The 13354-nt window shown below is 44.9% G+C and carries 5 protein-coding genes; 1 reads left to right on the top strand and 4 read right to left on the bottom strand.

Features of this window, described 5'->3' with window-relative positions:
- The first annotated feature begins 24 nt into the window (after positions 1-24).
- Positions 25-1521, top strand: a complete 1497-nt coding sequence (omp85, locus tag BLQ81_RS12350; RefSeq protein ID WP_092730428.1) for an Omp85 family outer membrane protein — start codon at positions 25-27, stop codon at positions 1519-1521.
- A gap of 181 nt (positions 1522-1702) precedes the next feature.
- On the opposite strand, the gene BLQ81_RS12345 is transcribed toward omp85, so the two are convergent.
- The 4 genes from BLQ81_RS12345 to BLQ81_RS12330 form a co-directional block, all read right to left on the bottom strand.
- Complete coding sequence (locus BLQ81_RS12345) at positions 1703-2329, bottom strand: 4'-phosphopantetheinyl transferase family protein (protein ID WP_407640246.1); 627 nt, start codon at positions 2327-2329, stop codon at positions 1703-1705.
- 23 nt (positions 2330-2352) lie between these two features.
- Positions 2353-3759 carry an MATE family efflux transporter gene (locus BLQ81_RS12340; protein ID WP_092730424.1) on the bottom strand — a complete coding sequence of 469 codons (1407 nt, stop codon included), beginning with the start codon at positions 3757-3759 and terminating at the stop codon, positions 2353-2355.
- Complete coding sequence (locus BLQ81_RS12335; RefSeq protein WP_092730422.1) at positions 3759-6197, bottom strand: outer membrane beta-barrel family protein; 2439 nt, start codon at positions 6195-6197, stop codon at positions 3759-3761. Before BLQ81_RS12335 ends, BLQ81_RS12340 begins: the two co-directional genes overlap by 1 nt.
- Positions 6198-6397: 200 nt before the next feature.
- A complete protein-coding gene (locus tag BLQ81_RS12330) occupies positions 6398-13342 on the bottom strand; it encodes an amino acid adenylation domain-containing protein (RefSeq protein WP_262481055.1) in 6945 nt (2314 codons plus the stop codon).
- Positions 13343-13354 lie beyond the last annotated feature (12 nt).

The raw sequence follows: 13354 nt of genomic DNA, 5'->3' as shown, positions 1-13354 counted from the left end.
AGGCAACTCCAAACCTGACAAGTCATGAAAAAAGTAATTTCCATTCTATTCCTGTTCACTTTTTCGATCCTTTGGTCAAAAGCCCAAAACCCGGATTTGTCGGCTCATCCTCATGCCAACCGGTTGATTTTGGCAGATACATTACCCTTGCCATTTGGTATCGCGGAAGAGAAAAAGCTTTCGAAGGAAGATATCCTTAATAAAAAAGAAGGCTTGTTCCTCACAGGATTGCCCCGGTTTGAGTTTGACCCAATTCGGGGATTTGGAGTGGGGGGTAATATTTTACTTTTTCAAAACAAGACAAAGGATGACCCCTTTTTCTACTATACGCCTTACCGATACAATCTCAGCACTGAGTTTTTCATTTTTCAGAATGGGCGGATGAGAGCTGCCGTCAATCTAGATATGCCTTACATTTTCAACAGCAAGTGGAGACTCCGTGCCGATGCAGTGGTTTGGGAAGATCCTCATGCGCAATATTGGGGAGTGGGCAGACAATACTTGAGAGGTCTTCAATTTCAGGATAAGCGATCAGGAAATGTGGGGCCGATCGCACCATTTTCAAAAGTCCGAGACTACGAACGAAATCTTAGCCTAGCTACTCCTGATGGGCGTGGTGGATATTTGACCGATACCCACTACAATCAATTTACCCAGCGAGAAGCCCTCTTTAATCTATTGGGAGAGCGAGTAGAAATGGGAGGCAAGCTCCGGATCATGTTTGGTTATGAGGCACTTCTTACGGCATTCGATGATTTTTCGGGGAAGGTGGCCGAGGAGGCCTTTTTGGCATCGGGCGAACCCGTTCAGGCGATCCAGAATCCTACTTTGGCCCGTCTCCAAAAGGAGGATGGAACCTGGGATCGGTTCAATCTGGCTGGTTTTGAATCTGACCATCAATTTACCAGTATGCTGGCAGGAGCCTTGATTTATGATACCAGAGATCTGGAGCCTGACCCATCCCGGGGGATTTTTCTTCAATATTCCCATGAGTATTCAGCGCCTTGGCTGGGGTCAAATTTTGATTTCAACAAGTTTATGGTTCAGGGACAGGTGTTTCACACCTTTCACCGATGGAACAATGGGAAAGGAAAGCTGACCTTTGCGGGGGCGGCTTCCTTTGGCCATATATTCGGCAGAAAGATCAATTTTATTGAAATGTGGGATCTGTCCAGTCAGGCCGAAGCCGGAGGGATTTTGGTGTTGGGGGGTGCTAGGTCGATCCGGGGATTCCGGGAGGCAAGGTTTTTAGCGCCAACTGTTGGCTTAGTCAATTTGGAAATGAGGGCCAAGTTTACCGACTTCAGTTTTCTTAACCAGCATTTCTCCTTGGGATTGACCTCGTTTTATGATTTTGGCACCGTCTGGGACGGAATCAGGGAAATCGAATTCAACCAGTTAAAAGGTGCTCCCGGGATCGGAGCGAGATTGGCTTGGAATCAGTCCACCATTCTGAGGCTGGATTATGCCCGAAGTACCGAAGGGGCACAGGTTTTCTTTGGATTTGGGCATGTTTTCTAAAAAATGAGCGCAATAAAAAAGCCACTAGAAGCGTGATCTAGTGGCTTTTTGATCATCAGTCTTGGGTTAGCAAGCTTCCAACATGTCAAGATTTTTTCAACCACTCTTTTGACTTAGGATCCTTCGTTGAATTAAGTCGATAAATAGAAGGAAAGTATTTGATATGGGGGGTTATAAAAATTTATTTGTTGAGATTGAAAAAGTCTAGATACACTACCTCGTCAGCCTCAAGGACTCGGTCAGTAGCTAGATGGCAAACGTAGTCTTTATGAAGATTTATTTCCTGTAAATACCACCTTTTAATTGTTGTAATTGCTGTCAATTGGTCAATTCTTAAATCTTTGATGGGAATAAACAATCCTCTTCCGTCGGCTTTGATGACGGCTTCCTTTTGGGTCCAGAATTTTAGAAATTCCCAATTTGGATTCTTGGCCTTTTGTATTTGATCCCACTCGTTTTCGGACATGTAATCCAAATAGGACTCAAAATCGATTTCAGAAAATTGCTCTACATCTAATCCTACTTGATGATCTTCACTCATCGCACAAACGACTAAATTTCCAGCATGAGAAATATTAAACGATAGAGAGGCGTTAATTTGGGGTTTACCATAGTCGGAATAGGTGAGCTGAGTTAGGATATTCGGTATTTTGAAAAGTCGCGATGCCATTTCGTTTAGAAGAATCTTTCCCATAAGGGAATTGTGTGAATCTTCCCATCGTCTGAATTGGCAAACTTTCTCCTGAAATTTTGGTGGTAATAGGAGTAGATAATTCTCAAAAACATTACTCGAAAGGGGCTCAGGCATTTGTGCATAAATCAGGTAAACCATCACAATTCGTTTATGAGACTAAGGTCACTTCCTGCCTTTCTTGATTGAGCCACTTTTCTAAAAAACCGGATCGTCAAAAGAATAGCATTAAAGGATAAACCCAAAATAAGCCCTGTCCACAATCCGGCGATTCCCCAATCCAATACGAACGCAAAGAGATAACCTGCCGGAATGCCAATCACCCAATAGGCAATCAATGACAGGTAAGTTGGGATTTTTACGTCTTGAATTCCCTGAAGAATCCCTACCGAAGTAGCCTGCAAGGCATCTGATAATTGAAAAATTGCAGCCATCAACAGCACGACTTTAGCAAAGTAAATCACATCCAAATCCTTTGTAAATATAGATGGGATGAAATTGTACCCCAATAGAAGGATTAATGAGAAAGAAAATCCAATGAATAGTGCCAATAGAATGGTGGATCTCCCGATAGAGAAGATTAAATCCCAATCTTTTTTCCCAAAACAGAAAGCGACACGAATTGATCCTGCCGAACATATTCCCAACGAAAACACATAGGTGAGCGATGAAATGTAAAATCCAATTTGGTGGGCAGCTTGCTGCTGGGAACCTAGCCATCCCGCCATCAAACCTGAAAATGCAAATGCACCACTTTCCAGGGATAGCTGAATTCCGATGGGGATTCCGATTTTGAGGATTTCCCGGATTTGAGGTAGGCTGATTTGAAAAGCACTTTTTAGGTGGCTACGATAATCTGCAAATTTATCCGAGCGAAAAATGATAACGATGAATATCGACAATGCGATCAGTTGGGTTATCAAAGTGCCATAGCCAGCGCCTGCTAGCTCCAACGCAGGCATCCCCACATGCCCAAAAATCAAAATATAGTTTAGAAGGATGTTGATGGGTATGGTCACAAAGTTGAGTTTCATTGCCAGTTTGGTGATTCCGAGTCCCTGGACAAATTTGGAGACAGCTGAAAACAAAGCCATCGGAATCAACCTCCATCCCATGATGACCAAATAGTCCTCAGCGATCCTGGCTACTTCCACATCTTGTCCCAAATGAAACACGATGCCACTTCCAAAATGAAAAATCAAAGCAAACACAAGGGAAAACAGTCCACCTAAAAACATTCCGTTTACAAGAATTCCAAGTGGGGACTTATATTCTGATTTGCCTAAGGCTGCTGAAACGAGTGGGGATATGGCCATCGGTAATCCCAGGCATAGAAGAATGGGGATGGAAATGATATTCATCACTAAAGAAGCCGAGGCTAATTGATTGCTGTGAATGGAACCGACCATTATCCCATCGATAAGTGGCAAAGAGATTTGGGTTAGATTGCTCAAAATGATCGGCCAACCTAACTTGATCGTTAGCCCTATTTCCTCTATTAAGCTCTTAGGCTGTGAAGATAAGTCAATTGTCGCTGTCCGATTCATTAGTTTCTCCTCCTTTTCTCTTCTTCCAACCCGGTTACTCTCCTTCTTGAACTCTTGAGTTTTCGGTTTCCAAAATTATAGGTGAATGAAGCCAAGAGCCTTCTGGTATCATCTTGCCGAAACTCATTGACATAAATTATTGGGGAATCACTTGTGGAAGGCCAAACGTTTGTTTTAAAGATATCCGAGACGGACATGGAGATTGAGCCCAAGCCCTTCAATATGGATTTTCTCGCTCCCACATCGATGGTCCAGATTGTCCCTAGCCTTTGATTGACTCCCCAAAGGGTTGGGGAGTTGTAAAACCCTGTTAATTCGAGATATACCGATTTTGGCAGGGTAAAAGTATTTTGAAGTGAAAAAGTGAAAGCTGTAGCATTTTCATCAAAGCTTACACCTGATATTTCAGCTTTGTTTTTAATATAGAATGCTGTAAGTGAACTATTTGATTCCCACCACTCAGTTAGGGTAAGAGGAGCTGTGAGGTTAAAGGTATATTGGTATTGATCATCCAGATTTACATAAGTGTAAATGCTGACATCACCTTCGCCGGGAAGGTATAATTCCGTCAGGAGATTTTTTACATGGCTATAGGTGAAGGAGGAACTTAATGTGTTTTTATAAGAGTGTCCAAGTGAGAATGCCGTTGCATATTCAGGTAGCAAAAATGGATTGCCTTGAGCATAAAATAATTGGTTAAGTAAAAACTGAAATGGGTTTAGTCTTTGGTATGCAGGTCGATTGATTCTTCGATTGGCACTAATTGACAGATTGTGAATTTTGCTAGCGGCATATTCAAGGTTAAGGGAAGGAAAAAAGTCAAGGTAATCCCGATTTACTACTTCACTTTGAGTTCCTTGCTCATTTTGGAGATCTCCGATTGAGCGAGTTTGTTCTGCCCTGAGACCTGTAGCTAGGTTAAACTTTTCAGAAAAATTGATGGTGTAAGAGAGATATGCTGCATTGATGTTTTCCTGGAAAAAGAATTTATTGGATCTGGTAGGGTCTAGAATTAATTCACCTTCCACTTCTTGGTAAAAATCGAAAACATTGTCTGACCCAACACCTGAAAATTTAAATCCGGCACCTAGTATCCCGTCCCCGAGAGGCCTCTCAAAGTCAAGTTTGAAGGATTTTATATCAATTATGACAGGGGAATCCGTAAAAAAATTCACTGAGGAAATGATTGTCTCCCCAGAAGGATCCCGTATTTCGTTTGGCTGGGTATTGTTTTTGAGACTTTCAAAGTAGGCATAATCAGCATCCATGTTTAGGACCGTGCCTTTTTCGTTTTCATAACGGTAATTGAGGTTAAAAGAGAGGTCTGTTCTGTCCATAATGGTATTGCTTTCGGCCCAAAGCTTCCCGCCGATGACGCGGTCCGGGAGGCTACCAAAATCGGCGCGGTCGGAAACGTTCCATAATGCATCGCTAAAGTTTCCCAGAGCTAAAAATCCGATAAAGCTGTTTGGAGACAATTTAAGATCGACTCCACCTTTCAAAGAATGGATTCTGCGGTCAATGTTTCCTGTTCCAACCAAATTTACAAACTGGTCACTTTGCTGGATAGTAACTTTCTCAATGTAGGGGTCTTGAAATCTGGTAAATCCATATGAGCCATAGAGATTTAATAATTTATTTCGGTAGTTACCTGACAAAGAGGTGTTGTAACGTGGTTTGTTGCCAATCGAATACCCGGCATTAAACGATCCGTTGGCTCCTAATTCTGCATTTTTTTTCAGACGGATGTTGAGTATGCCCGCAGTTCCGATAGCGTCATATTGAGCTCCTGGATCAGTGATCAGTTCGATAGCCTCAATTTGGTCAGATTGTATTGTTCTAAGATAGGCATCTAGATCCCCACCGGTTAAGAGTAAAACTTTTCCATTTACTGCTACAAAGGCATTGTTCCTTCCCATTATTCGGATGTTTCCAGAATTGTCAATGAAGACATTGGGAGACTTTCGAAGGAGTTCCAAGGCACTGATACCTAATGAATTAATACTTTGGTCTACATTAAAAACAATGCGGTCCTTTTTGATTTCCAACAACGGAACCTGGCTTTCAACCACCACCTCATCAAGCTCATTATCTGAGGGTTCCATTTTTATTTCCAGCCAGGAAAGATCAGCGTCTCTTGCCAAGTCAAATGGGTCGCTGACGTAGGATTTGAACCCAACAAAGCTGATTTTGAGCCAATATTTTCCGATCTCCAACTCAGGCAAAATAAAGCTTCCATCATCTAAGGTAAACCCAACCTTTGCTATGCTGGAATCCGCTGCTGCATAAAGCGCCACATTGGCAAATAAGATGGGCTTATTGTCAAAATCAATCACTTTTCCCTTGATGCTAGAGGAGGATTTTTGGGCAATAGCATGATCAAATGAAAAAATGAATATGAGTGCAAATAATGAGTGCGGATATAGATTCTTTTTCATAATAGAAATAGTCTATTGAGTTTTTAAAAATTGTTTATTTGATTATCCGCAATCCTGCCAGTAAGAAAGATTAGGCTATATAAAGTTGCGGATAATCGTCCACAGACGACTGTCAACAGTCCACAGCTCGTTTTTTGGAACTTCAAACCTTATTTTATTTTGCTACTGGCAAGAAAGCGGACATACATAATTGTTTATATCTAGAATTTACTGTTTTGGATTTCCAATACTCTTTTTTGCTCGTCCATTGAATCCTTTTTTATTATCTGTTCATGTTTAACTTCGGCTTTTTGAATGCATTCTTTGATTGCATTTGCTAAGGAGTTTAAATGTGGATGGTGCAACATGCTAATATGATTTCCCGGAGTTTCCTGGATTTTCAGATTTGGCAAAGTAGCAGACCAACCCAGACAATCAGCGATATTTAGGTTTTCTCTGCCGTTTATTTCTGCCTTAAAAAGATGAGTGATCTGGCCGGTTTTCGTTGGTTTAAAACTTATCCTACTATTTGTGCCAATCAGCCTTGCCCATTGCCATAGTTCTTCCTGAGAAAATGCATTCGGTACCAATCCGTTTGAAACGGTCCATTGAAGAACCAGGGAAAGACGTCCTTGATGATCAAGTTGGTCAAGCTTTTCTTTCAGCTCATGGTAATCCAAATTTGTGGCAAAGAATTCTGCGAGCCGTTCGACAAGCATAAGCAAGTCGTTTATATCTCGTTCTTTTGAATGAATTTGGAAGCCACCCAGGTCGGCAAGGACTTTAGGGCTATACGAATCCAATAATCCTAGGAAGGCTACTTTTTCACCTTGCCGGAGAAGTTGATTTGCCATTTCCATGGCCATCCAACCACCCATAGAGTGGCCTGCTAGCAGGTAAGGCCCTTGGGTTTGTACCTTTTTCATTAACCCAATATTGTAAGCCGCAATTTCTTCTACAGTTTCAAAAGGTTGTTCTCCTGGGAGTAAACCAACACTTTGAAATCCATAAACAGGCTGATCTTCACCTAGAGACTTAGCCAGTTCTATCAGATAATAGCATTTCCCCTCAATCCCGGGAACAATAAATAGTGGGGTTTTAGACCCTGTAGGTTGTAAGGGAATCAAATGCGCATCAAACTGATCATCATTTGATTCAACTTTTTCAAAATGATCAATCAAAGACTTAGGCGTAGAATTTTGAAAAATCATTTGTACAGGAATCTGAACTTCTAGACGTTGATGGATTTTTGCAATGAGTACAACCGCTTTCAAAGAATTGCCACCCAAGGCAAAAAAATCATCTTCCATACTGATGACATCAGGTCTGATACCCAATGTTGCTGCCCAGACCTCAATCATGATTTTCTCCTGCTGAGTATTTGGAGCGATAAAAACTTTTCCGGTTTTAAAATCTTCTCCCGGTGCAGGCAATGCCTTGCGGTCTGTTTTACCACTGCCAGTTAGGGGAAGCTTATCCAGTTGGACAAAGCGTGCCGGCACCATGAACTCAGGCAGAGTTCGGGAAAGGAGACCACGCAGCTCATTTATGGTCTTTTCCTCATTAGCTACAAAATAGGCACACAAGTACTTCTCATCCTTTGCATCGGTGCGTGCGACTACTGCTGCTGCAGAAACACCATTAATTCCTAACAAAGCACTTTCAATTTCACCACATTCAATTCTGAAACCCCGGATTTTGACTTGATGATCAATCCTGCCCAAAAACTCTATTTCCCCGTTTGACAGCCATCGGGCAAGGTCTCCAGAACGGTACAATCGCCCACCTGTCCTAATAGGATCTGAAATGAACTTCTCAGCCGTAAGTTCAGGACGGTTGAGGTAGCCACGTGCCAGTCCATCTCCTCCAATACAAAGTTCACCTGGCATCCCTACTGGCAAAACATTGCCTGATTGGTCAAGAATTTGGATTTGATAATTGGCAAGAGGCCGACCAAGGGTAACTCGCTTTTCATCACCTTCAATATGGCGAAGGGTGGTATTGACAGTGGCTTCGGTAGGGCCATAGGCATTGATCAGTCTCTTTTTGGATGCCCAACGCCGAGCTAATTCCAAGGTTAATGCTTCACCTCCGGCATAAACAGTGTATAGGTACGGTAAATCATCCGGAGATAAGTAGCCCAGTGCCGTAGGTGTAAGTTTGATATGGGATATCTGATACCGGTTCAGCGTTTCGGTAAGTGCCGGTCCGGGCATGAGGTTTTCACGGTCGGCGATTACAAGTGTCCCACCGTTTGCAAAGGCCATCAAAAGATCTGTTACCGATGCATCAAAACTGATGGAAGCAAATTGTAAGATCCTGGGTTCAGCAATCGTTCCCATACTTTCCTTGAATGCAAATGCAAGGTTGACTGCTGTCCGGTGCTCAATCATCACTCCTTTGGGTTTGCCCGTTGAGCCTGATGTGTAGATTACATAAGCTAAGTCAATGGGAGAAGCTGCACATGGCAGTTTGTCGGTCGAAGGCTTGTATAAATCGGACTCTAAATCTTCATAAACAAACATAAGGATAGGCAAACCTTCAGATGCCTTTATTGCGGCAGTCTGTGCTACTTCATGCGTAAGTAGCAAGCTCACTCCCGCATCTTCGAGCATGTAATGCAATCGATCTGTCGGATAGGAAGGATCGAGCGGTACGTACGCACCCCCTGCCTTCCATATTGCCAATATGGAGACAACCAAATCGGGGGATTTTGTCAATAAAAGCCCAACCAGATCACCTGTCTTTATGCCTTGGTCAATCAGCACACAGGCCAGTTGGTTGGCTTTCCGCTCTAGTTCTTCATAGTTGATTTCCAAATCTTTGTAAACCAGTGCAGTGTTCTCCGGGTAAAGCCTAACCGTAGATTCAAACAATTCTGATAAGGTTTGGCTGGTAGGGAAGTCTCGATATGTATCGTTCCAACCTGAGACCAATTCTTTTTCTTTTTCTACCCTGATACTCAATTCCTGAAGAAGGCTATCCGGTTTCTGAACTGCCTGCTGCAAAAGCTGTTCAAAGCGTGCAGCCATCAGCGAGATTGTATCAGAATGGAAAAGTTCGGAAGGATAGGTTATCAAGAAATCAATTGATTCGGCACCTTCTACCCCATTAAAGGTCAGGTCGAATTTGGATAATGCCACCCCATCCACATCTACTGCCGATAGCACATTACTATCCACAGAGATCTCTTCAGCACCTTTCGGCATCATGGTAAACATCGTGCGGACTGGAATTTTGGAATTTCCATTTTGCCGCAGGTCAGTTACCAGGTCTTCATAGGGGTAGCTGTCATTCTCGAAGCTTTCCAATAGTACTTTCTTATTGGCCTCCAAATACGCATTGAACGTCAAGTTTCCCTGTAATTCTGTACGGATTGCCAGCGTATTGACCAGCATGCCTAACATGTCTTCCAATTGGGGTATGTTTCGACCCGAAGAAGTCGTGCCTACCACTACTGCTGTCTGCCCGGCATATTTACCTACCAAAAGGGCAAAAACCGAGTAGAGCACCATGAAAGGTGTAGTACCTGTTTGGGCTGCTAAATACTTTATCCCTTCTACTGTTTTTGGTTCGAGTTCGAAAAGGAACATACCCCCTGCATAAGTACGGTTGGCCGGCATAGGAAAGTCATAGGGCAATTCCAGTACAGGAACATCTTGGGCGTAAATCCTCTGCCAATAGGTGCCCTGCTGAGCAATTATAGCCTGCTGTTCTGCGGAGGTCTGCCAAACAGCGTAGTCGATGTACTGGACAGATTTAGCAGTAAGAACCTCCCCTGCATAGGCTTTTGACAATGCGTCAAAGAAGGGACCATAAGACATTCCATCCATAATTATATGATGGGTATTGATTGCCAAGAACTGACGGCTTTCGGTCTGCCAGAGCTCCAGCCGGATCAGGGGAGCCTTATTCAGATTAAAGGGCTCTTTTCCCCAGTCACCAAGTTTTTCTTGCAGTGCTGACTCTTTTAATTCCCGTACGGGGACAGTGACTTTTATCTCCGATTCAACACGCTGACGTAAGTCTCCATCTTCCATCAAAAATGAAGTTCTGAACGCGGCGAAGTGGTCCACTACCTGTTGAAAGGCCTTGTTTAAACGTACAAGATCTAATCTCCCCCCGACCTCATATACCGCAGGCATGTTGTACAGCACTGAACCTTCACCCTGCTGCAGACTGTGCAGGTACACCCGCTTCTGTGCCGAGGCCAAGGGGTAGCTTTCCTGTACAGGTGCTTTGGCAATTACCGACAAGGCAGTTCTTTCCCTCTTGGCAATCAGTTCCGATAGCCCTGCGATCGTCGGGTTGGAGAAGATATCCTTCACTGATACAGCGGTCTCTGTTTCCTGAGAAATCCTTCCCGACAGCTGTGCGGCACGCAATGAATCTCCACCCAGGGCAAAAAAGTTGTCGCGCGTACCGATGGAATCCGGGTTAAGGCCGAGTAGCTGTGCCCAGAGACGGGCAATGGATTTTTCCGGTTCCGTTGCAGGAGCCACAAACTCCGAACCTGTACTGACCGAGTCACCGGGATCAGGCAGGGCTTTCCGGTCAATTTTTCCGGTAGGCCCTATCGGCAGTCTTTCCAAGGCCACAAAACGCGCCGGAATCATAAACTCGGGAAGGGTCTGACCCAAAAAGCCCCTCAGTTCTTCCACCGTCTTCTCCCCGTCAGCTGCATAGTACCCACAGAGATACTTCTCTCCCAGATGGTCCTGACGTACTGTAACAGCTGCTTCCCGGATATCACTTGCTGATAAAAGCGCGCTCTCGATCTCTCCCAGCTCAATGCGGAAGCCGCGGATTTTGACTTGCTGGTCAATCCTGCCCAGATACTCGATCTCTCCGTTGGACAGCCATCGTACCAGATCCCCCGAGCGGTACATTTTACCGCCTGGATTAAAGGGATCTACAACAAACTTTTCGGCAGTCAGCTCAGGCCTGTTCAGATAGCCTCTTCCTACACCGGCTCCTCCGATACACAATTCTCCAGGGATTCCGACAGGGAGTTGGTTTCCATGTGAATCAAGGATATAGGTCTTATAGTTGGGAATGGGTTTTCCGATGGTGATCTGCTTGTCCTCTTTGTTTATAGGTTTCATTGTGGCACATACGGTAATCTCTGTGGGGCCGTAGGCATTGAAGAGGATCTTGGTCTGAGACCACTTCCGTGCCGTGGTCAAAGGGAGTACTTCACCGGCACTCAGGACTTTACGCAGGGAAGGGATATGATCGGTATCCAAATGGTACAACGCCACCGGAGTTAAGACGGCGACAGTTACCCTGTTTTGATTCAGGACATCTTTCAGGGGAGTTCCCGGCATAAGGTTTTCCTTGCTTGCCATTACCAGTGCAGCCCCTGCTGTCAGTGCCAGAAGGATCTCAAAAGCGGAAGCATCAAAGCTGATTGAGGCAAATTGCAGGATCCTGTCAGTAGGTTTAACCGTAAGTGTCTGGTGCTGTGCATAGGCCAGATTGACAGCATTGCGGTGCTCAATCATTGCTCCCTTTGGTCTACCCGTAGTCCCTGAAGTGTAAATGATATAGGCCAGGTTATCCGCTTGGCTCTCCAACAGAGGGTTTGAATCCTCATATCCTGCTAAAACTTGTTCTAACTCCTCTTTGGCTACCGGAACCACAGCGGTATTCAGACAGACCTTTTCCATCAGGGGCAACAGGGACTCCTGGGTCAGGATAAGCTCCATACCGGAATCCCCAATCATGAACGCCAGCCTGTCCGTAGGATACGAAGGATCCAAAGGCACATACGCTCCGCCCGATTTCCATACGGCCAAAATAGAGATGATGAGTTCCGAAGAACGCTCCAGGCAGATGCCCACTTTGCTTTCTGCTCGAACCCCCCTCTCCCTGAGGCAATGTGCCAGCCTGTTGGCTTTTTTATTCAGCTCCTCATAAGTGAGCTCCTCTTCTTCAAAAATAAGAGCGGTATGGCCGGGGAACTCAATCGCTTTCTGCTCAAAGAGTTGATGGACCAGTGCGGATTTGGGGACATCGACGGTGTTGCTGTTCCAGCTTTGAATCTTCTCCGCTTCCTGATCCAAAAGGATTGGGAGTTTGGAGACAGCCTTTTCGGGAGCGCTCAGCGCATGCCGGAGCAGGTTTACAAAACGTTCTGCGAGCATGCTGATACTTTCCCTGCTGAACAGTTCGGCGGAATAGACGATGTCAAATCCGATGCTGGTGCTGTTTTCCGACCCGCTGAAGGTCAGGTCGAATTTGGCCGGAGTTTCTTCGCTGAACCGGAGGATTTCCAGTTTATTTTGGCCGAAAGCCAGGAGTTCTTCTCCTTCTTTCAACATAGTGAACATCACCTGTGCCGCATTATCACCAAACTGCCTTGCCCGGAGACCGGAAATGAGTTCGTCATAAGGGAAGGCGTCGTTTTCAAAGGATTCAAGCAACATCTGTTTGGTGCGCTCCAGAAACCTGATGAACGGAAGACCGCTGTCCACGGTATTGCGGATGGCCAGGGTATTGACAAACATGCCGACCATGTCTTCTGTCTCAGGCAGGTTTCGGCCGGAAGAAGTGGTGGCGATGACCAGGTCTTCTTTCTGGGAGAATTTGCTGATCAGCAGGGTAAAGGCGGAGTAGAGGAGCATGAACGGGGTAATGCCTGTCTGTTTGCAGAACTGTTGTACCTGTTCAAAAAGGGGTCCATCCAGAAAGAAGGAGTGAGTTCCTCCCTGAAAGCTTCTTTCGGCAGGTTCCCTGAAGTCAGTGGGAAGTTCGAGCGCAGGAATTCCGTCTGCAAACATGGAATTCCAGAACGCAGCCTGTTTGGCTCTGAGGACTTGCTGAGCTTCAGACTGCTGCCAGCAGACATAGTCGATGTAGCTGAGAGCGTTCTTATCAGACGAGATGTTCGGACCAACACCCTGATAGGCTTGTGAAAGGGCCTGGGAAAACGGCCATAAGGACATTCCATCCATAATAACATGATGGGTATCGATTGCCAAGATCTGACGGCTTTCGGTCTGCCATAGTTCCATCCGGATCAGGGGAGCCTCACCCAGGTCAAAAGGCACTTTTCCCCAGTCACCAAGTTTTTCTTGCAGCGCTGACTCTTTTAATTCCCGTACGGGGACAGTGACTTTTATCTCCGATTCAACACGCTGACGTAAGTCTCCATCTTCCATCAAAAATGAAGTTCT

This window comes from Algoriphagus alkaliphilus (assembly GCF_900103735.1).
In the GTDB taxonomy this organism is placed as follows: Bacteria; Bacteroidota; Bacteroidia; order Cytophagales; family Cyclobacteriaceae; genus Algoriphagus; species Algoriphagus alkaliphilus.
The sequence above is the reverse complement of the archived record's forward strand: the minus strand, read 5'-3'. Positions and strand labels throughout refer to the sequence as shown.